This is a genomic window from Rhodomicrobium sp. Az07, assembly GCF_018619475.1.
Classification (GTDB): domain Bacteria; phylum Pseudomonadota; class Alphaproteobacteria; order Rhizobiales; family Rhodomicrobiaceae; genus Rhodomicrobium.
Window position 1 is genome coordinate 105,886 of record NZ_JAHFZG010000002.1, and the last position, 26,936, is coordinate 132,821.

27 protein-coding genes are annotated in these 26,936 nt (G+C 62.4%); 9 read left to right on the forward strand and 18 right to left on the reverse strand.

Annotation, left to right across the window (positions count from 1 at the left end; translation table 11 throughout):
* Positions 1-89: 89 nt before the first annotated feature.
* Positions 90-2,195 (reverse strand): S9 family peptidase, encoded by a 2,106-nt coding sequence (locus tag KKP04_RS02045; RefSeq protein WP_215025926.1) that lies wholly within the window; start codon positions 2,193-2,195, stop codon positions 90-92.
* 201 nt (positions 2,196-2,396) lie between these two features.
* Here KKP04_RS02045 and KKP04_RS02050 point away from each other — a divergent pair, with 201 nt between their 5' ends.
* Positions 2,397-3,032: a DsbA family protein gene (locus KKP04_RS02050; RefSeq protein WP_215025929.1), complete on the forward strand. Its 636-nt coding sequence runs from the start codon at positions 2,397-2,399 to the stop codon at positions 3,030-3,032.
* A 150-nt stretch (positions 3,033-3,182) separates the two neighbouring features.
* Positions 3,183-3,374 carry a hypothetical protein gene (locus KKP04_RS02055; protein ID WP_215025932.1) on the forward strand — a complete coding sequence of 64 codons (192 nt, stop codon included), beginning with the start codon at positions 3,183-3,185 and terminating at the stop codon, positions 3,372-3,374.
* A 6-nt stretch (positions 3,375-3,380) separates the two neighbouring features.
* On the opposite strand, the gene KKP04_RS02060 is transcribed toward KKP04_RS02055, so the two are convergent.
* Complete coding sequence (locus tag KKP04_RS02060; protein ID WP_215025935.1) at positions 3,381-4,073, reverse strand: hypothetical protein; 693 nt, start codon at positions 4,071-4,073, stop codon at positions 3,381-3,383.
* Between the two features lie 163 nt (positions 4,074-4,236).
* Between KKP04_RS02060 and KKP04_RS02065 the strand changes: the two genes are divergently transcribed.
* On the forward strand, positions 4,237-4,578 hold the full coding sequence (locus tag KKP04_RS02065; RefSeq protein ID WP_215025938.1) for a hypothetical protein: 342 nt from the start codon (positions 4,237-4,239) through the stop codon (positions 4,576-4,578).
* Positions 4,579-4,586: 8 nt separating this feature from the next.
* A complete protein-coding gene (locus KKP04_RS02070) occupies positions 4,587-4,916 on the forward strand; it encodes a hypothetical protein (RefSeq protein WP_215025941.1) in 330 nt (109 codons plus the stop codon).
* Between the two features lie 52 nt (positions 4,917-4,968).
* On the opposite strand, the gene KKP04_RS02075 is transcribed toward KKP04_RS02070, so the two are convergent.
* Positions 4,969-5,205 carry a DUF1127 domain-containing protein gene (locus tag KKP04_RS02075; protein WP_251133844.1) on the reverse strand — a complete coding sequence of 79 codons (237 nt, stop codon included), beginning with the start codon at positions 5,203-5,205 and terminating at the stop codon, positions 4,969-4,971.
* A gap of 129 nt (positions 5,206-5,334) precedes the next feature.
* Here KKP04_RS02075 and KKP04_RS02080 point away from each other — a divergent pair, with 129 nt between their 5' ends.
* On the forward strand, positions 5,335-6,228 hold the full coding sequence (locus tag KKP04_RS02080; RefSeq protein ID WP_215025944.1) for a LysR family transcriptional regulator: 894 nt from the start codon (positions 5,335-5,337) through the stop codon (positions 6,226-6,228).
* A 54-nt stretch (positions 6,229-6,282) separates the two neighbouring features.
* Here KKP04_RS02080 and KKP04_RS02085 read toward each other — a convergent pair whose 3' ends face one another.
* The 7 genes from KKP04_RS02085 to rplU form a co-directional block, all read right to left on the reverse strand.
* Entirely contained in the window at positions 6,283-6,729 is a 447-nt protein-coding gene (locus tag KKP04_RS02085; RefSeq protein WP_215025947.1) for a DUF2023 family protein, read from the reverse strand.
* The gene (gene fldA / locus KKP04_RS02090) at positions 6,708-7,190 is read right to left on the reverse strand and encodes a flavodoxin FldA (protein WP_215025950.1); all 483 of its coding nucleotides are present in this window, start codon (positions 7,188-7,190) and stop codon (positions 6,708-6,710) included. The genes KKP04_RS02085 and fldA overlap by 22 nt, the downstream gene beginning before the upstream one ends.
* Before the next feature lie 434 nt (positions 7,191-7,624).
* On the reverse strand, positions 7,625-8,335 hold the full coding sequence (locus tag KKP04_RS02095; protein WP_215025953.1) for an HAD-IA family hydrolase: 711 nt from the start codon (positions 8,333-8,335) through the stop codon (positions 7,625-7,627).
* A 126-nt stretch (positions 8,336-8,461) separates the two neighbouring features.
* On the reverse strand, positions 8,462-9,442 hold the full coding sequence (locus KKP04_RS02100) for an RluA family pseudouridine synthase (protein ID WP_215025956.1): 981 nt from the start codon (positions 9,440-9,442) through the stop codon (positions 8,462-8,464).
* 135 nt (positions 9,443-9,577) lie between these two features.
* Positions 9,578-10,435, reverse strand: coding sequence for a pantoate--beta-alanine ligase (gene panC, locus KKP04_RS02105; RefSeq protein ID WP_215025959.1), 858 nt, complete (start codon positions 10,433-10,435; stop codon positions 9,578-9,580).
* A 179-nt stretch (positions 10,436-10,614) separates the two neighbouring features.
* Entirely contained in the window at positions 10,615-10,875 is a 261-nt protein-coding gene (gene rpmA, locus KKP04_RS02110; protein ID WP_215025962.1) for a 50S ribosomal protein L27, read from the reverse strand.
* Positions 10,876-10,905: 30 nt separating this feature from the next.
* Complete coding sequence (gene rplU, locus KKP04_RS02115) at positions 10,906-11,370, reverse strand: 50S ribosomal protein L21 (RefSeq protein ID WP_215025965.1); 465 nt, start codon at positions 11,368-11,370, stop codon at positions 10,906-10,908.
* Positions 11,371-12,022: 652 nt separating this feature from the next.
* Here rplU and KKP04_RS02120 point away from each other — a divergent pair.
* From KKP04_RS02120 to KKP04_RS02130, 3 genes are all read left to right on the forward strand, one after another.
* Positions 12,023-12,355, forward strand: a complete 333-nt coding sequence (locus tag KKP04_RS02120) for a hypothetical protein (RefSeq protein ID WP_215025967.1) — start codon at positions 12,023-12,025, stop codon at positions 12,353-12,355.
* A 142-nt stretch (positions 12,356-12,497) separates the two neighbouring features.
* Positions 12,498-14,363, forward strand: coding sequence for a M3 family oligoendopeptidase (locus KKP04_RS02125; RefSeq protein WP_215025970.1), 1,866 nt, complete (start codon positions 12,498-12,500; stop codon positions 14,361-14,363).
* Positions 14,364-14,467: 104 nt separating this feature from the next.
* On the forward strand, positions 14,468-15,895 hold the full coding sequence (locus KKP04_RS02130; protein ID WP_251133845.1) for an AarF/ABC1/UbiB kinase family protein: 1,428 nt from the start codon (positions 14,468-14,470) through the stop codon (positions 15,893-15,895).
* Between the two features lie 12 nt (positions 15,896-15,907).
* Here KKP04_RS02130 and KKP04_RS02135 read toward each other — a convergent pair whose 3' ends face one another.
* The 3 genes from KKP04_RS02135 to pnp form a co-directional block, all read right to left on the reverse strand.
* Positions 15,908-16,531 carry a hypothetical protein gene (locus KKP04_RS02135; protein ID WP_215025973.1) on the reverse strand — a complete coding sequence of 208 codons (624 nt, stop codon included), beginning with the start codon at positions 16,529-16,531 and terminating at the stop codon, positions 15,908-15,910.
* Entirely contained in the window at positions 16,524-17,270 is a 747-nt protein-coding gene (locus tag KKP04_RS02140; protein ID WP_215025976.1) for a PD-(D/E)XK nuclease family protein, read from the reverse strand. Before KKP04_RS02140 ends, KKP04_RS02135 begins: the two co-directional genes overlap by 8 nt.
* 125 nt (positions 17,271-17,395) lie before the next feature.
* The gene (gene pnp / locus KKP04_RS02145) at positions 17,396-19,528 is read right to left on the reverse strand and encodes a polyribonucleotide nucleotidyltransferase (protein ID WP_215025979.1); all 2,133 of its coding nucleotides are present in this window, start codon (positions 19,526-19,528) and stop codon (positions 17,396-17,398) included.
* A 367-nt stretch (positions 19,529-19,895) separates the two neighbouring features.
* Here pnp and KKP04_RS02150 point away from each other — a divergent pair, with 367 nt between their 5' ends.
* The gene (locus KKP04_RS02150; RefSeq protein ID WP_215025982.1) at positions 19,896-20,816 is read left to right on the forward strand and encodes a class I SAM-dependent methyltransferase; all 921 of its coding nucleotides are present in this window, start codon (positions 19,896-19,898) and stop codon (positions 20,814-20,816) included.
* A gap of 305 nt (positions 20,817-21,121) precedes the next feature.
* Here KKP04_RS02150 and rpe read toward each other — a convergent pair whose 3' ends face one another.
* From rpe to tkt, 5 genes are all read right to left on the reverse strand, one after another.
* Positions 21,122-21,787, reverse strand: a complete 666-nt coding sequence (gene rpe / locus KKP04_RS02155; protein WP_215025985.1) for a ribulose-phosphate 3-epimerase — start codon at positions 21,785-21,787, stop codon at positions 21,122-21,124.
* Between the two features lie 20 nt (positions 21,788-21,807).
* A complete protein-coding gene (gene cbbX / locus KKP04_RS02160) occupies positions 21,808-22,746 on the reverse strand; it encodes a CbbX protein (protein WP_215025986.1) in 939 nt (312 codons plus the stop codon).
* Positions 22,747-22,889: 143 nt separating this feature from the next.
* Positions 22,890-23,312: a ribulose bisphosphate carboxylase small subunit gene (locus tag KKP04_RS02165; RefSeq protein WP_215025988.1), complete on the reverse strand. Its 423-nt coding sequence runs from the start codon at positions 23,310-23,312 to the stop codon at positions 22,890-22,892.
* A gap of 91 nt (positions 23,313-23,403) precedes the next feature.
* On the reverse strand, positions 23,404-24,861 hold the full coding sequence (locus KKP04_RS02170) for a form I ribulose bisphosphate carboxylase large subunit (RefSeq protein ID WP_215025990.1): 1,458 nt from the start codon (positions 24,859-24,861) through the stop codon (positions 23,404-23,406).
* Between the two features lie 62 nt (positions 24,862-24,923).
* Positions 24,924-26,918 carry a transketolase gene (tkt, locus tag KKP04_RS02175; protein ID WP_215025991.1) on the reverse strand — a complete coding sequence of 665 codons (1,995 nt, stop codon included), beginning with the start codon at positions 26,916-26,918 and terminating at the stop codon, positions 24,924-24,926.
* Positions 26,919-26,936: the final 18 nt, after the last annotated feature.

Consider the following 26,936-nt stretch of genomic DNA (forward strand, 5'->3'; position numbering starts at 1 on the left):
AACGCGGGCTCGGAAAAGGCGGGCGCATCATGGTGCGCGCCTGCCGAAGGGTGTGTAAGCATCGCTTGGCTTCCTTCAGTAAGCAGAGGCTAATGCCCTGCCCTGCCCGCCACCTTCAGCGCGAATGCATAGGCCAGCGCGTCCTCCTTCAACTGCTCGAAGCGCCCGGATGCGCCGCCGTGGCCCGCGTCCATGTTGATCTTGAGAAGCAGCAAATTGCCGTCTGTCTTCGTCGCGCGGAGCTTCGCCGCCCATTTCGCGGGCTCCCAATAGGTCACGCGCGGATCGGTGAGCCCGCCCGTGATGAGGAGCGGCGGATAATTTTGCGCGCGCACATTGTCGTAGGGCGAATAGGCGGCGATGGTACGGTAATCCTCGACGCTCGCGATGGGGTTGCCCCATTCGGGCCATTCGGGCGGGGTGAGCGGCAGCGTGTCGTCGAGCATGGTGGAGAGCACGTCCACGAAAGGCACGTCCGCCACCACGCCCGCGAATAGCTCCGGCGCCATGTTGGCGACCGCCCCCATGAGCATGCCGCCCGCCGAGCCGCCATGCGCCACGATGCGCCCTTCGCCCGTGAAGCGCTCGCCCTCGAGATAGCGCCCGGCGGCGATGAAGTCCTTGAAGCTGTTCGTCTTCTTCGCGAGCTTGCCGTCCTTGTACCAGCGATAGCCCTTGTCCTTGCCGCCGCGAATGTGGGCGATGGCGTAGACGAAGCCGCGATCGACAAGGGAAAGGCGCGTGGTCGAGAAGCCCGCCGGGATCGACATGCCGTAGGAGCCGTAGCCGTAGAGGAGGCACGGCGCGGTGCCGTCGAGCGGCGTGTCCTTGCGGTAGAGGAGCGACACAGGCACCGTCTCGCCGTCGCCTGCCGGCGCGTAGACACGGCGCGTAACATAGTCGGCCGCGTTGTGGCCGCTCGGCACTTCCTGCGTCTTGCGAAGCGTCCGCTCGCGGGTGCGCATGTTGTAATCGAACACCTGGCGCGGCGTCGTCATCGAGGAATAGACGAAGCGCAGCGTGTCGGTGTCGTATTCGTAGCCCTCGGCAAAGCCCAGCGAATAGGCTTCCTCATCGAAGGCGATGGCGTGCTCGCTGCCGTCGGCGGCGTTGCGGATCACGATGCGCGGCAGCCCGTCCTCGCGTTCGAGCCGCACGATCCAGTCCTTGAAGCCCGCCACGTCGAGGATGAGGCGCCCCGGCTTGTGGGGCACGAGATCGCGCCAGTTCGCGCGGCCGGGCGCATCGACGGACGCCTCCATCACCTTGTAATCTTCCGCGCCGTCCGCGTTCGTCAGGATGATGAAGCGGCCCTCGTGATGATCGACGCTGTAATCGTGGTTCACCTCGCGCGGCGCCACCACGCGCAAGCCCTGCTCCGGCGCGGCGAGGTCGAGAAAATGCACTTCCGCCGTCTCGTGATCGCCCGCGCTGATGAAGACGAAACGCTTGTCGAGGCTCTCGCCGACGCGGGTAAAGAAGCCCTGATCCTTCTCGCGATAGACAAGCTCATCCTCGCTCGCGGGCGTGCCGAGCCGGTGCCGCATCACCTGAAGCGGGCGGCGATGCTCGTCCACGCGGATGTAATAGAAGGCGCTCGCGTCCGGCGTCCACACCGCGCCGCCTTCCGAGTCCGGCACGAAATCGGCGGTGTCCTCGCCCGTGTCCAGATCGCGCACGCGGAACGCGTAGAACTCCGAGCCCTTGTCGTCATAGGCATAGGCGAGCTTCTTGTGATCCGGGCTCCAGTCGATCGCGCCAAGCGAGAAATAGGGCTTGTCCTTCGCCAGCGCGTCGCCGTCGAGCAGCACCTGCGGCGCGCCGCCGCCGCGCGGTTCGCGGATGAGGCGCGGATGCTGCCCGCCCACGACGAAGTCCGTGAAATACGCGAAAGCGCCGTCCGGCGCGGGCACCGAGGAGTCGTCCTCCTTGATGCGGCCCTTCATCTCGCGGAACAGGGTGTCCTGCAACGCTTCGGTGTCGGCCATCGCCGCCTTGGTATAGGCGTTCTCCGCGTCGAGATAGGCGCGCACGTCTGCCGCGAGCGCGGACGGATCGCGCATCACCTCCTGCCAATTGTCGACGCGCAGCCACGCATAATCGTCGACGCGCTCGATGCCATGATGGATGTCGCGCGCGGGCCGCTTCTCGGCAACGGGCGGGCGGGAGGTGGTCTCGTGCGCGTCGGTGGCCATGGCATGCCCTTTCGTGACTGAAATCGGTTTGTTGTTATTAAGCGCTGGCGGCTCTCTTCTCAACGGCGCGATGTCGGAAAGCGCGCGAGAATCGCCTGCCTCAACCGCACCTCGCGAAAATCTGACAGCATTTTCATCAACGATTGCGTGCAGCGATGCTAGAACGACAAACAGCAGGAACAACTTCCGGATGAAACCCGCATGACGCGTACTCCGCCCCGCCTCGCCGCCGCTTTCGCTTTCGCCGCTGCCACAGCCCTTTTCCTCGCACCTCACAGCGCGGCCGCGAAGGACGATCCGCTATCGCGCGAAGCCATGTACGAAGACCCCGCCGCGCCGGTGAGCGGCAATCCGAAAGGCGACGTGACCATCGTGGCGTTCCTCGACTACAATTGCCCATATTGCAAGAAGTCGGTCGGCGACCTCAAGCGTATCGTCAAGGACGATGGCAAGATCCGGCTGATCTACAAGGAATGGCCGATCCTCGGCAGGGCATCGAGACTCGGATCCAGGCTCGCGCTCGCCGCCAATTACCAGGGGAAGTACGAAGCCGCGCACGACGCGCTGATGCGCGCGGTCAACCACTCATCAACCAAGGCACAGCTCTTGAGAGCGCTCGGCAATGCGGGCATCGACACGAAGCGGCTTGAGGCCGACCTTGCCGCGCATGGAAAAGACATCGACAAGGCGCTGGCTCGCAACGACGCACAGGGCGACATCGTCGGCTTCCAGGGCGCGCCCACCTATCTGATCGGTCCGCTCGTCTCGTCGACGCTCGATTACGCGGGCTTCAAGCGCGCCGTCGCCGATGCGAGAGCGCGCGGAGCGGCGGAGTAAGATGGCGGCGCATGCCGTTGTAATGAGCCGATCAATAAGCGGTTAGCGCCGGTCGACCATAATAGCCGCCATGGCGGGGGATGGATCGGATGCCGATGCCCGCTGCTCGCTCCGTGGCGCGGGAGACGCGCCCGCAGGAAAGGCTCTCGCATGAAGTCGCTCCGCCCTCTCTGGATTGCACTGGCCCTCCTGACGGCGGCGGCCGTTTTCTATTCGTGGGTGCAGGCGTGGACCACGGACTATTCCGTGTGGCATATCGTCGGCCTCGGCCTCAGCGTTCTGTTCCTCGCGCTCGTCTGGCTCTATCCCGGCATCCGCCAGCCGACGAAACCGCCGCGCTGAGAGCCATCATGCCGGCATCGCGGGCGCCGGTTCCGGTTTTGTCGCGCCGACGAAGCCGCCCCGCACAACCGCGCCGTAACGCACATTGAAGAGACGCACGAAATTCGGCTCCTCAGCCGAAGCCGATGGGACCGGAACGCCAAGCGCCTCGCGCACATAGCGGTCGTGCATGTGCTTGAACTTCATCGGATAGCTGCAAATCTCGCCGTCGATATGCACGACGAGGCCGTCGCCCTGAATCAGATCTTCGTCCGAGTCCTCGATGGCGAGGCGCGTATAGCCCGACACGCCGGAATTGCTCTTCCACATGAACTCGATTTCGGCGTCCTTCTCGGAGGGAAAGCGCACATAGGACGAACTGAAGGACGCCAGTTCCGCCCCGTCGGCTCCATAGGCGCGGCCCGCCGCCTTGTACCGCCGCGCCCGCCAGTCGAAGAAGATATTCACGAAGGCATAGCGCAAATCGCCCTTCTGCCAGACGGCCTGAAAGTAGCGGCCCGCATAGCGTTCCTCGGGCTTCAGTCTCCGGCGGATCGTGCGCGAGCGATAGGCGAGGTCGCGCCAGTAGATGCTGATCCAGGTGGCGAACACCGAAAAGCCGATCAGGAACAGGAGCCTGAACGCCTCGCTGCCCTGAGGCGGCTTGTCCAGAACCCAGCTCATGAGCCAGATGAGCGCGTCGCGGATGACTTCGAACATGGCGTCCCCAACAGTTGAAGCGGATTTTCTTAAAAATGGAGAAGCACGCAAGCGCAATTTGCGTGAGCGCCGTCTTCCTCCCGCTTTCGATTCACCGAAGGTTAAAGCGCTTTCTCCTATTACCCGGAACAGTTGTTACGAGTTCGGGAGACACTCTGTGGGCGTGACGAACGGCACTTTCGAGCCGGAAGCGATCAAGCGGCGCAAGGCGCTGGCCTATCTTCTCGGCATCGGCGAAACCGAAGCGGGCGATTCAAGCCTCGAAGGCCGACTTTCCATCATCGCGAAGCTCAAGGCTGCGAGGCGCACCGAGATTGCGCGCGGGCAGGCGGGGTCGTGGCTCTACGACGTCAACCGCCACCTGAATATCTGCGCGGCTCTCCGCCGCGAATACGAAGCGCTGGAAGAGATGCTCGCGGATGACGCCCGGAGCGCCGTGCCTTCGAGTGCCGCCGTCAGACGCGCCGACGGAGAGAAACGCATCTCGCGTGCGGGTAGCCTGTGAAGAAGGCGATGGTGACCGACCGTCAGTTGATGAATGCCGTCAACTTCGACGGGCAGAGCGCCGCAGACCTTCGCATGCTCATCGAACGCGCGCTGATCGCGGAAGGCAAGGTGCGCCGTGTGAAGGCGCTGGCGATGAAGGCCGCGTCCAACCTGCCGATTGCCGCGCAGGAGCGCGAAGCCTATGCGAGCGAAGCTTACGCGGAAGCGGTGGCGGAGGAGGCGCGCGCGGCGGCGGCTCTCGAAGAGTTGAAGGCGGCGCGTGCGCATGCGCGGCTTACCATCGACATCTGGCGCACGCTCGAAGCCTCGCATCGCATGGTGTCGAGCTATCCGTGAGCTTCGCGCAGCCGGTGGCGGGCGATTGTCCCGCCTTCGTCTTGAAACGCTCTCACCGATGCCGCCGCACGCGGTCTTCGATGTCGTAACGGTTAAGGCCGATGTCGTGGAGCGCGTGGTCGTCGAGCTGTTCGAGTTCGGTGACGGCGTGGCGGATTTCGGCTTCCTCGCTCCAGCGGCGTTTGACCGACGACAACAGGCCGAGCGCCTTGTCGACGAAGCCGCCCGTCTCCGTGGCCGAAGTGACGGCCGCGTGGCTGAGGGGGTGAGCGTGTTTCATCGTCGTCATCGCTTTAGTCTCCAGTGTCCCGCGCCGCTTTGCCGCCGACGCTGGCGGACACCAGATATGCGCCCCTTCCTTCGATAAATGAAATCGATTATCGTTTGCGTAACGATAAGCATCTCTTTGGTTCCACGCATGCGCGATCTCAATCTCGATCAGGTGCGGACTTTTCTCGAAGTCGTGAAGCGGGGGAGTTTCACAGCGGCGGCGCGCGCGCTCAATCTGACGCAGCCCGCGGTGAGCCAGCAGATAAAGGAGCTTGAGGCGCGGCTTGGCGTGCAGCTCGTGGCGCGGCTCGGCAAGCGCGCCTTCGCGACCGACGCGGGCAAGGAACTGGTCGGACGCGGGGGCAGACTCATTGCCGACGCCGGGGAGGCCGTGCTTGCGGTGAGTCGCTTTCGCGATGGGTGGATGAGTCCGATCCGGCTCGGGGCCACCATCACGGTCTGCGTATATCTCCTGCCGAGGCTCCTCGGCGAACTGAGGCTGACGCATCCCGAACTCGAAGTTTCCATCGAGATCGACCTGTCGCATGTCATCGCCGAGAAGGTGGCGGCAAACGAACTCGACATCGGCCTCGTGGCGCTGCCCATCGACAAGGCCGCGCCCGTCTCGGTGACGAAGGTGCGCGACGACCCGGTTATGGCGGTCTTTCCCGCGCATGAAGATTCCGCGCTTCCCGCCATGGTCACCGCCGACTACCTGAAAAAGCGGGCGCTCCTGCTGGACCTGCCGACGACGCAGATGCATCGCCTGGTGGTCGGCTGGTTCGAGGCGCAGGGCTTCCATCCGAAGCCGACGCTGTATCTCGGCAATTCAGAGGCGCTGAAGGCGATGGTGGCGGCGGGGGTTGGTGTCGCGATCCTCGCCATCGAAGACAGGGAGGATCTCTATCTCGGGCGCAGCATCGTGGCGCGACCGCTCTCGCCTCCGCTTGTCAGGCAGCTCGGGCTGATCGTGCATAAGGACAAGCCGCCACATCCTGCGATACCCGAAATCCTCGATCGGCTGACGAACATCAGCGCGTGAGTGGCGGGATGCCGTCGGGGCATATCGGTGCGACTTGAGAGGCGGAGCGCGCGTTCAGTGCGCGCGCTCCGGGTTCGCTTCGACGGCGGCATCGAGCCAGCTTGCCGCCGCGTCGTCGAAATCCGGCGTGGAAAGCGCCTGCCTTGGTTGCGCCGCAGCCGACCGTTCGAGATAGCGCACGCATTGCTGCTCACGGTCGTAGCCGAGGAGGATGCCGAGCATGAAATCATGCTCGGGCGACAGATCGCAGAGCGGCCCGGTCAGGAAACGCCGCGCCGCTTCGACGGCCGCAGGACGCCCGAACACCACGTTCAGCTTCGTGGGGCAGGCTTCATGCACATAATACGCAACACCTTCGCGCACGAGCCGCGCCTCCGCGAAAACCGACGCCGCCTTCGTCATGGTCAGCATACTGAGCGGCCTGATGCCCCGCGAAAGCTCGTAGAGGTGGTGATTGAAGACGCGGATGACGCCCTCGTTTACGTCAGACGGCTGATCCACTCCGTGATCCTCTTGTCTGTCTTGGAAGACTGCGTGTCCTGGTCGAGGGGCAGGCCGACAAACTTTCCGTCCCGTTCGGCAGTCGATCCGGAATAGTCGTAGCCCGCCGTGTCGGTGAAACCGACGACTTCCGCGCCCGTGTCGACGACATAGTCGTAGAGGATGCCGATCGCGTCGACGAAGCTCTCGGGATAGCCTTCCTGATCGCCCGTGCCGAAGATGGCGACCTTCTTGCCCGAGAGATTGGCGGAGGTCAGCTTCTCGATATTGTCTTCCCAGTCGGTCTGAAGGGTGCCGTTGCCGTAGGTCGGCGAGCCGACGATGAGGAGGCTCGGGCTTTCGAAATCAGCGGTTGTCGCGTCCTTGATGTCGATGGCTTTGCCGGAAAGCTTCTTGGCGATCTTGGAAGCGACCGCTTTGGTGGCGCCGCCGTCGGAGCCGAAAATGACGTTCACACTCATGGTCTCGAATTTTCACCCTGTCGCAAAGCATAAGAATAGCAGCGGCAAGACCCGCCACGCGTGTTCAACAGAGAACACCAACGCTTAAGAAAGTAGCGCATGGCGACAACGCGTTCAAATATAAATCGATGACGACCGGCGACTTTCTGCAATTATTTCATCGAAATATAATAGTTCTAATTCGTGCTCTTGCGGACTTGGCGTTTTTGAATAACAGTTCTGAAGAACGATTCCAAAGTAGCCGAATATCATCTCCCCGCGCTGAAAAAGTTCCGGCGCGAGCAGACAACGCTTCTGTCTGCGGCCGCGTGCAGTGGATGGCCTGTGAGCGCCGCAAGCCGGCTGAGTTTGTGCTTATGGGACACGCGCATTCGGAAGCGCGCGGGATCTGCCGCAGCACCCTTCGTGGCTTTCGGCTATTGTCGCCCGGCGCGTCAGGCCACCACTTCCCTGCAGAAGGGACGCAAGCGCCCGCCTTCCAGCGCATGACACAGCGCCTTCTCAAGGGATGCGAAGCTATGGACGAGGAGGTGGGCTCCCGCCCGGGTCAGTTCGGCGACCGAGTGATACCCCCATGTCACCCCGACGCCAGCGCAGGCCGCCGAGCCCGCCATCTGCATGTCGTAGGAGGTATCGCCGATCATGATCGTCGACTGCGGCGGGATGCCTGTTTCGCGCATCGCCTGAAACAGCATGGCGGGATGGGGTTTCGATGGCGCGTCGTCGGCGGTCTGCACCGTCGAAAACATCGCCGAGAACCCGTTTTCCTCGATGAAGCGGAGCGCGCCGCGACGGGATTTTCCCGTCGCCATGCCGAGAATCACGTCGTCGCGGGCGGCAAGGCTCGACAGGACCTGCGTTGCGCCGAGAAACATCGGTTCGTTCCGGCGGGCGTTGCGGAGCTGCATGCACTTGTTGCGATAGGCGGCGATGATCTCGTCGCGCGTGGCCTCGCACTGGTTGGGCGCGAGGCTTGCCACGGCTTCCGACATCGAAAGGCCGACGGTGCGCAGGATCGCATGGCGCGGCGGCACAGCGAGCCCGATGTGCTGAAAGGAAAACCTCATCGACTCGACGATGATGTGTTGGCTGTCGGCAAGTGTACCGTCACAGTCGAAAACAATAAGCGTAGGAGTCGATACCATATCTCGCACCTGCGAAAGGTTCAGTTTCAGCCCCGTTCGGATATTCTCCATACGCTGCACGATTTACATTATGTCAGGCTAACGTCGCGTGAAGCTAAACGTTAGACTCATGCCTGTTATGCACAATTAGTCGCCGTAGCGCCCTGCGTCGAAGCCGAGAAGCTCGAACGTCTGCGCGATATGCGACGGCAGCGGCGCCGAAATGTCGATTTCGCCGAGCTTTGGATCCTTCAGCGTCAACCGCCGCGCATGGAGGTGAAGCTTGCGCTCGATCCCTTCGATGGGGATTTCGCTCCCGTCGCCGTATTTCTGATCCCCGAGAATGGGCGTACCGAGAATGTCCATATGCGCGCGAAGCTGATGCTGGCGCCCCGTTACGGGCTTCAGCGACACCCAGGCCATGGTCGCAGCGCGGTCGATGACGGAATAAAACGTCGTCGCGTGCTGCGCGAGTTCTTGCTCGCCGGGGCGTGCCTTGCGCACGCGGTCGCCATCCGGCCCCGCTGCCTTCACGAGCGCGGCCTCGACCTTGCCCTGTAGCGGCTTCGGAATGCCGCGCGTGATCGCCCAGTAGATCTTCTGCACAGAGCGTGTCTGGAAGAGGCGGCCAAGCCGCGCAGCCGTCTGGCGGTCTTTCGCGACGGCGAGGATGCCGGTCGTGTCGCGGTCGAGGCGATGCACGAGGCGCGGGCGCTCGCCGCCGAAGCGGTCCGCCATGCCCGCGAGCAACCCGTCGATATGGCGCGTCGTCCCTGTGCCGCCCTGCACCGCGATGCCGAACGGCTTGTTGAGAATGAACATCTCGTCGTTCTCGAACACGATCATGCGCTCGATGAAATCGCGGTCGGCCTTGGAAAGCCCCGGCGGCGGCTTCAGCGACGGCTGCGGCGCGTTTTCCGGCTCGGCGAAATGCGTCGGCACGCGAACTTCCTGCCCCGCCGAAAGGCGGCTGTCCGCCTTCACGCGCCCGCCATCCACCCTCACCTGCCCTGTGCGGACAAGCTTCTGCACAAGCGTGTGCGGCAGCGTCGGGTAGTTTTTCTTCAGCCAGCGGTCGAGACGAAGGCCGTCGTCGTCGGTGCGGACCGCACGCTTTTCGATGGTCATTTGATGCTCCTCGCGCGCAGTTTGGCCGCGCTGCGCGGGTTAAGTAAAGCGGCAACTTGGGTCAAACGCCCGGCGTTTCGGCTTGTACTACAAGCTGTAACGGAGTTTCGTGCGCTCCCACCCTTGGCGGCGGGGTTATTCCGGGATGACGGCGAAATTGTCGATGAGGCGCACTCTGCCGAGATAGACGGCGGCGAGCACGCGCGCGGGCTGGCGCACGATGCCTTCAAGCGGGAGCAGCGTCTCGGCATCGCGGATTTCGAGATAGTCGACACGGAAACCGGCGCTTTCGAGCCGTGCCCGCCCCTGCGCAAGAGTCTCTTCAACATCACGCTCGGCCACGAGATCGAACGCCATATCCGCCATGACGGCATGAAGCTGCGGCGCGAGGCCCCGCTCGCCCGCGTTCAGGTAGACATTGCGGGACGACATCGCGAGGCCGTCCGGCTCGCGCAGGATCGGACCGGGCACGATGACGATGGGGAAGTTCAGATCCTTCGCCATGCGCTTGATGACGAGAAGCTGCTGGTAGTCCTTCTCGCCGAACACGGCCACGTCGGGCAGGCATTGCAGAAAGAGCTTCGCGACGACCGTTGTCACGCCCGAGAAGAAATGCGGCCGCGAAATCCCTTCGAGCGTCTGTGTGACGCCCGCCACCTCCACGCGCGTCGCGAAATCGGACGGGTAGATCTCATGCACGTTCGGCGCATACATCGCATCGGCGCCGCTGCCCGCGAGCTTGTGCCAGTCCTGTTCCTCGGTGCGCGGATAGGAATTGTAGTCTTCATGCGGCGCGAATTGCGTCGGATTGACGAAGACGGAGACCACAACACGGTCCGCGTGCTTTTTGGCGAGCTTGATCAGCGACAGGTGACCATCGTGGAGCGCCCCCATGGTGGGCACGAGCGCGACCTTCTCGCCGCGCTTGCGCCAGCCGTGAACGGCCTTGCGCAGTTCGCCCGCTGTCCGGACCAACTGTAACCGATTGCTCATGTCTCCCGCCCTCAAATGCGGCATGCTCGCCGGAGCGGGAAGCGCCACGGCGGCGCCAGGTCTCTATCGTAGCGCAGCAATTACGCTGCGAACATTGCGCGCCTCTCGGCCAAGGCCGCGTTCAGGGCGCGGCTGCGGCGGCACCGCGGCTTTCGCCGCGATCCGCGCCGCGCGCTTCCTTACTCGCCCGCGTCGACCACGGAGACGAAGGTCCGGCCGTTGCGCTTGGCCTTGAACTCGACGAAGCCCTCGCGGATCGCGAAGATCGTGTGGTCCTTGCCGAGGCCGACGCCGTCGCCCGGATGCCACTCGGTCCCGCGCTGACGAAGGATGATGTTGCCCGAGATGACCTTTTCGCCGCCGAACTTCTTGACGCCGAGGCGGCGGCCTTCGGAGTCGCGGCCGTTACGGGATGAACCGCCTGCTTTTTTGTGTGCCATTGTCCTGTGCCTCTATATCTTTCGCCGCGACTACTCGGCCTTGTCCGTTTTCTTGGCGCGGGGCTTCTTCGGAGCCTCCTCGCCGCCTTCAGCCGGAGCGGCTTTCGCCTTCGCGGCCTTCTTCGGAGCTTCTTCCGCGGGCGCGGCTTCGGCGGCCTTGACGGGAGCGGCCTTGCCGTCCGTCAGGATGTCGACGATGCGCACGGTCGTCAGGAACTGACGATGGCCGTTGCGGCGGCGCGAATTCTGACGGCGGCGCTTCTTGAAGATGATGATCTTCGGGCCCTTGCCCTGCTCGACGATCTCGGCGGAGACCGCCGCGCCATTGACGAGCGGCACGCCGAACTTCGGCTCGCCTTCACCGCCGCCGAGCGCCAGCACTTCCGCGAAGTTCACCGAATCGCCGGCGGCGCCTTCGATTTTCTCGATCTGAAGCACGTCCTGCGGCGCAACCTTGTATTGCTTACCGCCCGTGCGAATAACGGCGTAGACCATGGTTTCCCTATCGTTGTAAGCGCACCGATCGGCGCCGCGTCACCTGAATGTCAAGGTTGGCGGACTTGGTTTCTCGAATGAGAGGGGGCCTTAGGTCGCGCGGATGTCACGTATCAAACGCTAAGGGGCTTATATCCGGCGTTTTGAGAGGAAAGTCAACTTGCCGGTTTAAGGCGAGCGGCGCGCTTCGCACGCACCGATTCGGACCGTGTCGTCCAGATTTTACAGGGTACTTGAAATAGACATTGGGCTTTGAAGAGCCGCCAGCGCCGCGCATTCGTAACTGCCAAGCAGTCTACAGTCTTCGGCGCCTCTTGTGGTGAAATAAAACTAGTTAACCTGTAGTGAAAGGTATCGGAAAAACATGAATGGGCGTTCCTTGTTCCTTTAGCCGGTCCGCAAACTCGATAGGCGGGAGAAGTGCATCTACGCATTTACACGACCTTCCCCGCTTGCGAATAGGGAATCGAGACACCAGATCATGGTAATCGTTAAGAAGCGGCAGCCGCTCTTGCGGTTGACCCCCGCGAGTCGGCCTGAGGCGTGAGCCGAAGCGTCTGTGCGCGCGAGCCTCGCATAACACGAGCGGTCGAACCGCGATCACGCCGACCCATGTCCCTTATGCTGCAAGATAAAGAACAAGGATATCCACATGGCCGCATCCACAAAAACGAAAGCTGCCGACCGCTTCGCAGCCCTTCAAAGGCGCGATCAGGCCGTCAGACACGATATCGAGGCTGCCGCCCGGCTTCGCGCTGAAAAAATGGCAAAGCTTCGTGCGTTGAGACTGGCGAAAGAAGCGGAAGAGGCGGCCGCACAGAAGCAGCAGGCCGAGGCGAAAGCCGACGCAGCCGCCGCGAAGGCCGATGCGAAGGCGTCGAAGGCTGCCGCCGCGTCGGGACCGAAACCGGCTGCGTCGCGAAGCGCCAAGGCGGAAACGCCGAAGAGGAGCCGCGCGCGCGCCGCCGAGCCGGCTCCGCACTGAGGGTCGCGCAGGTTTTCATCAGAAGCCGGCGAACGGCGTCGCCGCCGCGATCCGTTTTCGGTCACGAAAGCGCCGATGACGGTTGACCCGCCCGCTCAAATGGCCAAATGAAAGGGGAAAAGGGTCACGAAAAGGACGGCGCATGTTTTCGACTTTGCGGGCGATGGATATCGGGCCGGTAGGCGCTCTTGAGGCGGATCGCGGATTTCTTGAAGTCCCGCCGCAAACGCCTGAGGAAATCCCCGGCTGGAACCTCGGCGACCTCTATCCGAGCGAGGGGCAACTCGCATCCGATATCGAGGCCGCGAAGGCCCGCGCCGCAGAGTTCAAGGCCGCTTACGCGGGGAAGCTTGCCGATCTCGCGGAGAGCGATCCGGCCGCGCTCGCGGGCGCGCTTGCCGCTTATGAAGGCCTTTCCGACATCATGGGCCGCATCGGCTCGTATTCCTACCTGAATTACGTCACCGATACGGGCGACGCCGCACGCGCCAAGCTCTTCGGCGACGTGCGCGACAGGCTCACATTCATCGGCACGGAGCTTCTGTTCTTCGAGCTGGAGCTGAACCGCATCGACGATTCGGTGATGGACGCTGCGCTCGAAAACGAGAAGCTCGGCCATTATCGCCCCTGGCTCACGGACCTGCGCAGGGAGCGGCCCTACCAGCTTGCCGACGACATCGAGCGGCTGTTCCACGAAAAGGCGATGACCGGCCCCGCCGCCTGGAGCCGTCTGTTCAACGAGACGCTGACGGCGCTCCGTTTCGACGTCGATGGCGAAACGCTGACGCTCGAACCCGCGCTGAATCTGCTCTCCGACGCAAACCCCGAGCGTCGCGCCGCCGCCGCGCAATCCATCGGCAAGGTGCTGAAGGAGAATGTGCGGCTGTTCACGCTCGTCATGAACACGCTCGCGAAGGACAAGGAAATTTCCGACCGCTGGCGCGGCTTCCCGGACGTCGCGTCCTCGCGCCACCTTGCGAACCGCGTCGAGCCGGAAGTGGTGGATGCGCTCGTCGAGGCCGTGCGCGCGAGCTATCCGCGCCTGTCGCATCGCTATTACGCGCTGAAGGCGAAGTGGCTCGGCGTGGATACGCTGAATTACTGGGACCGCAACGCGCCCATCAGCCGCGACCCGGAGCCGGTCATCGCCTGGAAGGACGCGCATGCGACCGTGATTGCCGCCTATCACCGCTTCTCGCCGAAGATGGCCGAGGTGGCCGACGGCTTCTTCAAGAAGAACTGGATCGATGCGCCCGTCCGCGACGGCAAGTCGCCCGGCGCGTTCTCGCATCCGACGGTGCCTTCCGCGCATCCGTACATCATGATGAACTACCTCGGCAAACCGCGCGATGTGATGACGCTCGCGCATGAGCTTGGTCATGGCGTGCATCAGGTGCTGGCGAATGCGCAGGGCGCGCTCATGGCTTACACGCCGCTGACGCTCGCGGAGACGGCCAGCGTGTTCGGCGAGATGCTGACCTTCAAGGCGCTGCTGAACCAGACGGAGAACCCGCGCGAAAAGCGCGCGCTGCTCGCTCAAAAGGTGGAAGACAAGATCAATACCGTCGTGCGCCAGATCGCGTTCTACCAGTTCGAGCGGCTCGTGCATGAGGCGAGGCGGCAGGGCGAACTCACCTCCGATCAACTCGGCGCGTTCTGGCTTCAGGTGCAGACCGAGAGCCTTGGCCCCGCGATCATCATGAACGAGGGCTACGACACCTATTGGACGTATGTCTCGCACTTCGTGCATTCGCCGTTCTACGTCTACGCCTACGCGTTCGGCGATTGTCTTGTGAACTCGCTCTACGCCGCCTACGAGCGCGCGCCGGAAGGCTTCGAGGGGCGTTATCTCGACATGCTGCGCGCGGGCGGCACGAAGCACCACACCGAGCTTCTCGCGCCGTTCGGCCTCGACGCGACGGACCCCGGCTTCTGGTCGATGGGGCTTTCGGTGATCGAGGACATGATCTCCGAGCTTGAGACGCTGGAGGACGGCGCGCACATCTAAACGCGGCATCGCCCTTCCGAACGAAAGGCGGCTCTGGTCTTTTCGCCAAGCCGCCTTATCTGCCTTCTGGGTGCACTTGAAGGCGAAAAGGAACCGAAGCGGCGATGCAGGACAAGCCCGACACTCCGACAGAGGCCACGGCGCTGCCGAAGCTCGACACGGCGCTGCCGGACGAGGACCGCGAGGGCAACCGCCTCTCGCAGCGCGTGCAGCGTTACGCGCGCGTGGGCACGAATGTCGGCGGCGTGGCGGCGCGGCTGGGCGCGGCCTATCTCATGGGCGGCGCGGATCGGCAGAAGAACGCGCAATCGCTCGCGGCGGCGCTGGGCGGCCTCAAGGGTCCGCTGATGAAGGTGGCGCAGCTCATTTCCACCATCCCCGACGCAATCCCGCCGGAATACGCCGCCGAACTCGCGCAGCTCCAGAATCAGGCGCCCGCGATGGGCTGGCCGTTCGTCCGCCGCCGCATGAGCGCGGAACTCGGCCCCGACTGGCAGGCGAAATTTGCCGATTTCGGCCACGAAGCCGCCGCCGCCGCCTCGCTCGGGCAGGTGCACAAGGCACGCGCGCTCGACGGCCGCGCACTCGCGGCGAAGCTCCAATATCCCGAGATGCAGTCCGCCGTGGAAGCCGATCTGAACCAGCTTCAGATCGTGATGAACCTTTACAAGCGCATGGACCCGGCCATCGACCCATCCGAAATGGTCGGCGAGATCGGCGCGCGGCTGCGCGAGGAACTCGACTACACGCTCGAAGCGCGGCACATGGCGCTTTACGCGCATTTCTTCGCGGGCGACAAGACGATCCGCGTGCCCGAGCTTCTGCCGGACCTGTCGACGAAGCGGCTGCTGACCATGACGTGGCTCGACGGGCGGAAGCTCCTCGACTACAAGACGCGCCCACTCGAAGAGCGCAACACCATCGCGCGCGCGCTTTTCCGCGCCTGGTGGTATCCGTTCAGCCATTACGCGGTGATCCACGGCGACCCGCATCTCGGCAATTACACGATTTTCGAGGACGGCGACGGCCGCGCGGCGGGCATCAACCTGCTCGACTATGGCTGCATCCGCACCTTCAAGCCGAAATTCGTCGGCGGCGTGATCGACCTGTACAACGGCCTGCGCACGAACGACCGCGCGCTGATCGTGCATGCCTACGAGACGTGGGGCTTCAAGGGGCTGTCGAACGAACTCATCGACATCCTGAACATCTGGGCGGGCTTCATCTACGGGCCGCTGCTCGACGACCGCGTGCGCTCGGTGGCCGAGGGCGTCGCGCCGAACGAATATGGCCGCCGCGAGGTGTTCCGCGTGCATCAGGGCTTGCGCGAGAAGGGGCCGGTGAAGGTGCCGCGCGAGTTCGTGTTCATGGACCGCGCCGCGATCGGGCTTGGCGCGGTGTTCCTGCACCTGCAAACGGAAATGAATTTCTATCGCGCGTTCAATGAGGTGATCGAGGATTTCCGCCGCGACGAAGTCGGCGCGCGGCAGGAGGCGGCGTTCAAGGCGACGGGGGTTCCACTGCCGGTTTAGGAGGCAGGAGGTTTATGAGGCCCTTGCGGAAATGACCTCATCGACAGTTCGATATACCAATGCCATCTCGTCCGCGAACCAATCGACCAGCGGCATCCCCTCGTGCTGCTCAAAGCCGGCGACCTTTAGCAAGCGGCTCGTATCATCCGACTTCTGCAGTTCGCGAGTACCAAAGTACAGCGGCCACTTGTCACTTTCTCCGAGTATCCTGCCTCTGCTGGGTATCTCACGAAGGCGGATTTGGATGGCTGATCTAAGTTTGTCGTCAATAAAATCGAACGAATCCGACGACACATCTTTTGCTCGGACATTAGGTGCTTTGAAGCCCCACTCCACATAGCTCAGTTCGGGTTTGAATTCGAGTCCAACGATCCATCCTTTTCCCCATTGGCTGCTTCGCCAGCCAATCAGTCCCCATTTTTCTATGTTGGCGGACGGCATTTCCGTTGCAGGAGGCATATTGTATTTTTCGCCTAATACGTGGTCGAGGGTTCGCAAGAACTTGTGAACTATTTGGTTAGCAACTGTCGGCATGACGTCTCGGGTCAGGAGTGCGATCTTCAGCGCGCGATCATTGCGGTTCTCAATAGAGCCTAAAATATACTCCTCAAGCGCCAGCTTTTCCGCGTCATACATTTGCGCAATCTCCTTCGGAGAACTCATTGAATTTCGCTGCCAGCCAATGAGAAAAGTCGCGCATGAATATCCGCAGCTTGTCGGCCTCCGCGATTTGCGCGCAGCGGTTTGCCCATGATTTTAGCGAAGGCGCGTCATCGCGCCTATTGTAACGCATGTCGACGAAATGGTGCTCGTCTCTCAACCAAGCGTAGCGCTTCAACGACGAAGGCAATCCGGCATGGCCGCAGAGATAAATGAGATAGAAGTTGATTCCCGTGCCGCCGCCCATGGCCTCACGCACACTTCTGCTTTCTTTCTCAAGGTGTTCTGCATAGGCGTCGAGTTGCTCACTGCCCTCGGATGCAAATGGCTTGTTTTCGATCCCGATGTATCGGTCGGGGGGCAGTTTAACCACGAGGTCGATCCTGCGCTCCGCCAGCGTCCTGAATTCAGGAATAACAGACACGTCCGATAGATCGCCCGCCCAACCCCTGATCGCCGGGGCTTGCTCTTTGCATTGCTCAAGAAACGCTTCGAGAAAGCGTGTGCCTTGGCCGTGACTGCCCTTTGGATCGAGCAAGTTGCGAAGTATGCGCGAGATATGATTCTCATAACTTAGTTCGAGTGCATCGAAGATATTAAAGTTCTTGCCGGTCTTCTCCGCAAGTTCTCGGTCGATGGCTTCCGCGGATTTAACAAGAAATGCCGCTGTGTCGAAATAATACCGAATATCATGGTCGAAAGAACGGTCAGACACGGACGAACTCCGTTACTCGATCAATAGCTACGTTCAAGTCCATAAGTTAAAATTGAATCGATGGCGTGGCAAACAAAAAAGCCCCGGCAATGCCGGGGCTTTTCGCATTCGTATGTCGTTCAGCCTCAGCCTGCGGGCTGCTCATCCGCAGCGGCGGCGGCGACTTCCTTGCCGTTGGTCTGGTCGATGCCCTTCATCGTGAGGCGGACCTTGCCGCGCTCGTCGAAGCCGAGGCACTTCACGAAGACTTCCTGTCCGTCCTTGACGACTTCGGACGCGTGCTTCAGGCGGCGTTCGGCCATCTGCGAGATGTGCACGAGGCCGTCGCGCGAACCGAAGAAGTTCACGAACGCGCCGAATTCCACGATCTTCACGACCTTGCCCTTGTAGATCACGCCGACTTCCGGCTCGGACGCGATGGACTTGATGCGGTTGATCGCGTCCTGGATCGAGCTGAGGTTCGCGGCGGCGACCTTCACCGTGCCGTCGTCGGAGATGTCGATCTTCGCGCCGGATTCCTCCACGATGGAGCGGATGACCGAGCCGCCCGAGCCGATCACTTCGCGGATCTTGTCGGTCGGGATGGTGATCGTCTCGATGCGCGGCGCGAATTCGCCAAGCTCGCCGCGCGCGCTGCCGAGCGCCTTCGACATTTCGTTGAGGATGTGCAGGCGGCCTTCATAGGCCTGCTCCAGCGCGGTCTTCATGATCTCGGTCGTTATGCCCGTGATCTTGATGTCCATCTGGAGCGCGGTCACGCCATTCGCGGAACCGGCCACCTTGAAGTCCATGTCGCCGAGGTGGTCTTCGTCGCCGATGATGTCGGAGAGAACGGCCACGCCGTCGGCTTCCTTGATGAGGCCCATCGCGATGCCCGCGACCGGCGCCTTGATCGGCACGCCCGCATCCATCAGCGACAGAGAGGCGCCGCACACGCTCGCCATGGAGGACGAACCGTTCGACTCGGTGATCTCGGAGACGACGCGCACCGTGTAGGGGAACTTGTCGCTTTCCGGCATCATCGGGTGAACAGCGCGCCAGGCGAGCTTGCCGTGGCCGATTTCGCGGCGACCGGGTGAACCGACGCGGCCCGTCTCGCCGACCGAGTAGGGCGGGAAGTTGTAATGCAGCAGGAAGGACTCCTTGTAGGTGCCTTCCAGCGAGTCGATCCACTGCTCGTCCTCGCCGGTGCCGAGCGTTGCGACGACCAGCGCCTGCGTCTCGCCGCGCGTGAACAGCGCCGAGCCGTGGGTGCGGGGAATCACGCCGACCTGCGAAAGGATCGGGCGAACGGTCCTGAGGTCGCGGCCGTCGATGCGCTTGCCGGTCTTGAGAATGTTCGTGCGAACGACGTGCTTCTCGATTTCCTTGAAGGCTTCGGCGACCTTGTTCTTTTCGCCGGCGGTCGATTCGGCGGTGACGAATTCGGCGACGGCCTTGGCCTTCGCTTCGGCGACCTTGGCCTGACGTTCCTGCTTGCCGGCAATCTGGAAGGCCTTCTTCAGATCCTTCTCGACAAGCTTCTTAACCTTGGATTCAAACTCGTTCTTCGCGTCGGGAACGTTCCACGGCTCTTTCGCGGCCTGTTCCGCCAGACCGATAATGGCATCGATGACCGGCTTGTAGCCCTGCTGGCCGAACACGACCGCGCCAAGCATGATGTCTTCGGACAGTTCCTTCGCTTCCGATTCAACCATCAACACGGCGTCGACCGTTCCCGCAACCACGAGGTCGAGATCGCTCGCCTTGATCTGGTCGGAGGTCGGGTTGAGGATATACTCGCCCTTGGAATAGCCGACGCGGGAAGCGGCGATCGGGCCGAGGAAGGGGAGGCCGGAAATCGTCAGCGCCGCCGAGACAGCAACCATGGCTACGATATCGGGATCGTTCTCCATGTCATGGCTGAGCACGGTCACGATGACCTGCGTCTCGTTCTTGAAGCCGTGCGCGAAAAGCGGACGAATCGGCCGGTCGATGAGGCGGCAGATGAGCGTCTCGCGTTCGGTCGGGCGACCTTCGCGCTTGAAGTAGCCGCCGGGGATCTTGCCGGCAGCGTATGCCTTTTCCTGATAATTGACCGTGAGAGGGAAGAAATCCTTCGAGGGGTCCGCGTCACGTTCGCCGACCACGGTTGCGAGCACGCTCGTCTCGCCATAATGCGCGAGCACCGCGCCATCGGCCTGCCGTGCAATGCGCCCCGTTTCGAGCGTCAGCTTGCGGCCACCCCATTCCACTTCTTCGCGGAAGATATCGAACATCTTTATTCTTTTCCAACAGCTCAAGCCGGAGGCCCTTCCCCCGGCTCATCATTTGCGTCATTTTTTTGTGCGCGAGCCCACACTTACCGCAGTTTGCGCTCGGTTCCTAGCGGAGAAATGTGCACCGCTTGCGGTTGTGCGTGGCTTTCGCTCCTGAAGCGCTCGAACTTCGGCGGCGGACCGTGCGGTTCGCGGCCGTCTTTTTTGCATAGCGCGAACGATTCCGCCGCTGACGGGCGCAAGCCGCGCCGCGCCGCGATGTCAAGAAGATGCGGATAACGCCGGGCGGCAATACGGAACGGTTTGCCAGTCATGCGCGTCCTGAGGTAGGTTCTTTTCATTTTAATTGAAAATGAAGGTGGTCCGAATGCGCTCGTCCAGGAACTTACTCAAATCAGCCTTCTCAACGGTTTTCCGCGCGGGACAGAACCTCGGCTTCGATGTTCTTCCCCGGCATTTTTATTCCGAGATCCCACATATTTCCAAGCTGCGGCGCGCCGATCATTGGAAGAAGCCCTTCTCGATGATCGGTGTGCGAGGAAAGGAGATCGACACTCAACTCTCCTTCGTTCGGGAAACGATCCCGTCTCAACTTAGAGAGCAACTGAGCGCTGGCGCAATCTACAAGCACGCGTGCGAAAGGAACGGCGAGCCGGGATTCGGCGAGATCGAAGCACTGTTTCTTTACGCGTTTATATGCACGCATCAGCCTGCAAGGATAATCCAGATCGGCTGCGGCGTTTCGACGGCGGTCTGCCTCGCAGCGGCAGCCTTCGCAGGATACAAGCCTGACATCATTTGCATTGAACCTTATCCGAACAAGTTCTTGACGTCCGCCGCAGCGGAAGGCGGCATCACGCTGAAGCCGGTTCCGGTTGAAACGCTGGATCTTGGCTTCCTCGCCTTCTTGAGGAAAAACGACCTTTTCTTTGTAGACTCTACTCACACATTGGGTCCAGCAGGAGAAGTGAGCCGGATTGTTCTCGAAATGCTTCCGCGTCTTCCGGAGGGAGCTTTCGTCCACTTCCACGACGTCATGTTCCCATACGATTATGCGGGAAATATTCTGAATGGAGATCTATTTTTCTGGCACGAATCCGTGCTTCTGCACGCATTTCTGGCATTTAATGAGCGCTTCTCCATCCTTGCCTCGCTCTCGATGTTGCATTACGCGGCATCGGATGAGTTGAAAGCAATCATAAAGCTCTATAGTCCGCAAAAACGTGACGAAGGGCTGAGTATATCAGACGGCCACTTTCCCTCTTCCATCTACCTGAAAGTCAATTAGATCAACGAAATGCGTTAGAGACTGTATATCCGTTCGAACGGCGACACGGCATCGTCGGTATGTGTCCCCGGCGATGGTGCCGCCACAATCATTTAACGGTGGAACCAGAGGCGGCCAATGATCTCGCGATAGCGCGCTTCGTCCTTGCCCTCACATAGTGTTGGCGGCGTGACCGTGACCCAGCGCAAGGCGGTCGTTATGTGGTGCAAGCGAACGTCGTCACCACACCGTCGTCGGCGGGCTGCCGAGAAGCCGCGAGTGCAGGAAGGACGCGTGGATCAGGGGTTCCAGCGCCGTCCTTCGGGTCACGCCGTCAGCAGGCACGCATCGCGGATCGCCGCGATATTCTTCGCGTACTCGCCGCCTTTGAACACGGCCGAGCCGGCCACGAGCGCGGTTGCGCCCGCCTGAGCAAGAAGGGGCGCGGTTTCGGGTGTCACGCCGCCGTCCACCTCGAGCGCGATGGGGCGCCCCTGGATCATCGCCGCGATCCGGCGCACCTTCTCCACCTGCGACGGGAGGAACGCCTGTCCGCCGAAGCCGGGGTTGACGCTCATAACCAAAACGAGGTCGATCTTGTCGAGCACATATTCGATGACGCTTTCCGGCGTCGAAGGGTTGAGCGACACGCCCGCCTTCTTGCCGAGCCCACGGATCACCTGAAGCGAGCGGTCGAGATGCGGCCCGGCTTCCGCGTGCACGGTGATGATGTCGGAGCCAGCCTTCGCGAAGGCTTCGAGATACGGATCGCACGGCGCGATCATCAGATGCACGTCGAGCGGCTTCTTCGTCCACGGGCGAATGCATTCCACAAGGCGCGGGCCAAACGTGATGTTCGGCACAAAATGGCCGTCCATCACGTCCACATGCACCCAATCGGCGCCCGCTTCGTCGATGGCGCGGACTTCCTCCCCGAAGCGGGCGAAGTCTGCGGAAAGGATGGACGGCGCGATGAGCGGAAGCGAGGACATGGGCGTATCCTGTGGTTTCGTTATTGGTTCTGGCTTTCGGCCGCGACCTTGAACACGCGGCTTGCAAGGATGTCTTCTGCCGTTATTTCCGAAAGCTGGTTAGCCGTCAACGCCCCGCCCGTGTGCGCGAACAGCCGGTTCGCCTGCCGAAGCCGCGCGCGGTCCAGCGCGTTGCGGATCGAGCGCGCGTTCGAGAAGTGCGGCTGCTGGCGGCGCTTCTCTATATAGTCGGCGAGCGCAACCGTCGCCTCCGGCGAGAGATAATAATTCTGATGCTCCAGCATCTTGTCCGCGATCTGAAGCAACTCGCCGTCGGAATAGTCCGGAAAGTCGATGTGATGCGCGATACGGCTGCGGAAGCCGGGGTTCGCCGTGAAGAACTTGTCCATCCGGTCGGAGTAGCCCGCGAGGATCACGACGAGGTCTTCGCGCTGGTTCTCCATCACCTGGAGCAGGATTTCGATGGATTCCTGCCCGTAATCGCGCTCGTTTTCCGGGCGATAGAGGTAATACGCCTCGTCGATGAAAAGCACGCCGCCCATCGCCTTCTTGAGCACTTCCTTCGTCTTCGGCGCGGTGTGCCCGATATACTGGCCGACGAGGTCGTCGCGCGTCACGGAAACGAGTTGGCCGCGCCGCACATAGCCGAGGCGGTGCAGGATGTTCGCCATGCGCATCGCGACAGTCGTCTTGCCGGTGCCGGGATTGCCGGTGAAGCTCATATGCAGCGTCGGTGCTTCGTTGACGAGGCCGAGACGCTTGCGCGCCCGCTCCACGAGAAGCAGCGCCGCGATCTCGCGCAGGCGCGTCTTGACCGGGTTGAGGCCGATCAGTTCGCGGTCGAGCTGGTCGAGCACCTCGCCGACGCCCGATTCCTCATAATCGCGGCGCAGGTCGATGGTTTCGTTCGCCGCCGCCGCTTCATTCTGTTCCGCCGTCACGCTCACGTCTTCCTCCATGGGCCGACACGCCCGCACAAGCGAATGTTGCCATTCCGCCCATCCGTCAAGAATGGTAACGAAGGCCGCGTTTCAATCCGCAAGGGAACGACATGGCCGATTTTTCCGGCCATGTCGGCTTTCGATTCCGCAATCCGCGCGGCTTATGACGAGTAGCGCTGGCCCGAAGGCTTGTTCGTGGCATAGGACCGCGTGGTGTAGCGGATATTGCGGCCGTCGACTTCCTGCCGTTCGAGGTCGAAGCCGGGCTCTTCCGCGGGGCGGTTCACGATGAACGACATGCGGAGCGATTCCCAGCCGTGCGATGCATCGGAAGCGGAGATACGAATGTAGCGGTCGCCATAGACCTTGCGGCAGGACTGAAGCTCGGTCATGACCGCAGCCGCGTCCTTGATGTCGAACATCGGCAGGCCCCACATCTCCCAATAGGTGTTGCGGGGATGCGGGTCGTCGGTGAACTCGATGTTCACGGCCCAGTTGTTCTCGATGGCGTACTGCACCTGCTTCGCGATCTGTTCGTCCGTCAGATCCGGCAGGAACGAAAACTGTCCTTGGGTGATGCGCATTGGGTTTCCTCGGTATTCTGCTCTCCGCGTGCGGAGGCCTGAATGAAATTCAAAGGATGGCCGGGCGACCCCGGCCATGGTACTCGCTGGCTCAGGAAGCGGTCGGCGTCGGCACGAAGTCCGGCGTATCCGTGGAGGTGTAATCGAACGTCACCTCGCCCCACGTATCGAGCGCCTGCCTCAGCGGTGTGCAGGTCTTCGCGGCGTCCTTCAGGATCTCCGGGCCTTCGGCGAGATAGTCGCGGCCTTCATTGCGCGCGAAGATCATCGCTTCGAGCGCAACGCGGTTCGCGGTCGCGCCGGCCTGGATACCGTAGGGATGGCCGATCGTGCCGCCGCCGAACTGAAGCACCACGTCCTCGCCCAGATAGTGGATGAGCTGGTGCATCTGGCCCGCGTGGATACCGCCGGACGCCACCGGCATGACCTTGCCGAGCGAAGCCCAGGGCTGATCGAAGAACACGCCGTGCTCAAGGTTCTTCGGCACGAAGTCTTCGCGCAAGATGTCGTAATAACCGGCAGTGGTCAGCGGATCGCCTTCCAGCTTGCCGACGACGGTGCCCGCGTGGATGTGGTCCACGCCCGCAAGGCGCATCCACTTCGAGATGACGCGGAAGGAAACGCCGTGGCTCTTCTGGCGCGTGTAGGTCGAGTGCCCCGCGCGATGCAGGTGAAGCAGCATGTTGTTGTCGCGCGCCCATTTCGAGATCGACTGGATCGCCACATAGCCGATCACGAGGTCGATCATCACGATGCAGGAGCCGAGTTCCTTCGCGAATTCGGCGCGCTTGTACATCTCTTCCATCGTGCCGGCGGTGATGTTGAGGTACGTGCCCTTAACTTCGCCCGTTTCGGCCTGCGCCTTGTTCACGGCTTCCATGCAGTAGAGGAAGCGTTCGCGCCAGTGCATGAAGGGCTGCGAGTTGATGTTCTCGTCGTCCTTCGTGAAGTCGAGGCCGCCCTTGAGCGCTTCATAGACCACGCGGCCGTAGTTCCGGCCCGAAAGGCCGAGCTTCGGCTTCACGGTCGCACCCAGCAGCGGGCGGCCGAACTTGTCGAGGCGCTCGCGCTCCACGACGATACCGGCCGGCGGGCCGTCGAACGTCTTCACATAGGCGACGGGCAGCCGCATGTCTTCGAGGCGCAGCGCCTTGAGCGGCTTGAAGCCGAACACGTTGCCGATAATCGACGCCGTGAGGTTCGAGATGGAGCCGCCCTCGAAAAGGTCGAGGTCGTAGGCGATGTAGGCGAAGTAGGAGCCGGGCGAATTCGGCACCGGATCGACGCGGTAGCACTTCGCGCGGTATTTCTCCGAGGCGGTGAGACGGTCGGTCCACACCACGGTCCACGTGGCGGTGGAGCTTTCGCCAGCCACGGCAGCCGACGCCTCGATCGGGTCGACGCCATCTTGCGGCGTAACCCGGAAGAGCGCGATGAGGTCGGTCTCTTTCGGCTGATAGTCGGGCTCCCAATACCCCATCTTCTTGTAGGACATTACGCCCGCTTTGTAGCGGTCCTTACCCGTGACTGTTTCAGATTTGTCATTCATGGGGTTACCTTCCTTCTAATTTGAACTTTGTTTATTGGTGGCCGGGAGTTCCCGGCCACGCCTCAACCGATCAGTTTCTTCGCGGCGGCGACGACGACTTCCGCCGTGATGTCGAATTCCTTGTAGACCTGCGGTGCGGGGCCTGACGCGCCGAAGCCGTTCATGCCGATGAACGCGCCCTTTTCGCCGATCCAGCGGTCCCAGCCGAAGCGGCCCGCCGCCTCGATGGCGATGCGCGGCGCGGTGCCGAGCACAGCCGCGCGGTAGGCTTCCGGCTGCGCCTCGAACAGTTCGAAACACGGCATCGACACGACGACCGCCTTCACGCCCTCGGCGGCAAGCTGCTCGGCTGCGGAAACCGCGAGTTCGATTTCCGATCCCGTGGCGATCAGCGTGATGTCGCGCGGAGCCTCGGCGTCGCCGCGCAGCACATAAGCACCCTTTGCGGTGAGATTTTCGCTTGAGGCTTCCGTGCGAACGGTGGGGAGATTCTGGCGCGACAGGGCCAGCACCGACGGCGTGTGCTTCGAGGCGAGCGCGATCTCATAGGCTTCCGCCGTCTCGACCACGTCAGCCGGACGGAAGACGTTGACGTTCGGCGTCGCGCGGAGGCTCGCGAGGTGTTCGATCGGCTGATGCGTCGGGCCGTCTTCGCCGACGCCGATGGAGTCGTGCGTCAGCACGTAAAGGACGCGAAGGCCCATCAGCGCGGAAAGCCGGATCGAGCCGCGCATATAGTCCGAAAACACGAGGAACGTGCCGCCATAGGGCACGAAGCCGCCATGGAGCGCGATGCCGTTCATGGCCGCGCCCATGATGTGCTCGCGGATGCCGTAATGGAGGTAGCGGCCGGTGAAGTCGTCGGGCGTGATCGACTTCATGCCCTTGGTGATGGTGTAGTTCGAGTGCGTGAGGTCCGCCGAGCCGCCGATGGTCATGTCGGTGGCGTCGTTGATGACCTGAAGCGCCATCTCGGACGATTTGCGCGTCGCGAGCTTCGGCTTCTCCGCCACGTTCTTCGCGATGAACGCCTGAAGCGCTTCTTGCACGCCCGAAGGCAGGTCGCCCGCGATCATCCGCTCGAAATGGGCGCGCTCGTCCGCGGAAAGCTGCGACAGGCGCTCATGCCACGCCGCGTATTCGGCCTTGCCGCGGCTGCCTGCGGCGCGCCACGTCGACAGGATCGGATCCGGCACCTCGAACGGCGCATAGGGCCAGCCGAGGAATTCGCGCGCGGCTGCGATCTCGTCCTTGCCGAGCGGCGCGCCGTGCGTCTTCTCGGAGCCCTGCTTGTTCGGAGCGCCGTACCCGATGATGGTCTTGCACGCGATGAGCGTCGGCTTGTCGCTCGTCTTCGCCTTGGCGATGGCGGCTTCCACCTCTTCGGCGTTATGGCCGTCGACGCGAACCGCGTTCCAGCCCGCCGCCTCGAAGCGCTTCACCTGATCGGTGGAGGTGGAGAGGCTCGTCGAGCCGTCGATGGAAATCGAGTTGTCGTCCCAGAGAACGACCAGCTTGTTGAGCTTCAGATGGCCCGCGAGGTCGATGGCCTCATGGCTGATGCCCTCCATCAGACAGCCGTCGCCCACGATGGCATAGGTGTGGTGATCCACAACCTTGTCGCCGAAGCGCGCGGCCAGCAGCCGCTCCGCGATGGCCATGCCGACGGCGGTGCTGATGCCCTGGCCGAGCGGACCGGTCGTCGTCTCGACGCCCTGGGTGTGGCCGTATTCCGGGTGCCCCGGCGTCTTCGAGTGCAGCTGACGGAACTTCTTCACTTCCTCGATCGTCACATCCGGCGAACCGGTGAGATAGAGGAGAGAATAAAGAAGCATCGAGCCGTGGCCCGCCGACAGCACGAAGCGGTCGCGGTCGGGCCATGTGGGCGCGCTCGCGTCGAACTTCATGAACTTCGTGAACAGGACGGCGGCGACGTCCGCCATGCCCATCGGCATGCCGGGATGGCCGGAATTGGCTGCCTCAACCGCGTCCATGGACAGCGCGCGGATGGCGTTTGCGAGGTCGCGTTGCGACGGAGTGGAAACGGAAGTTGTCATTTTGGTCTTTCTTCTGTT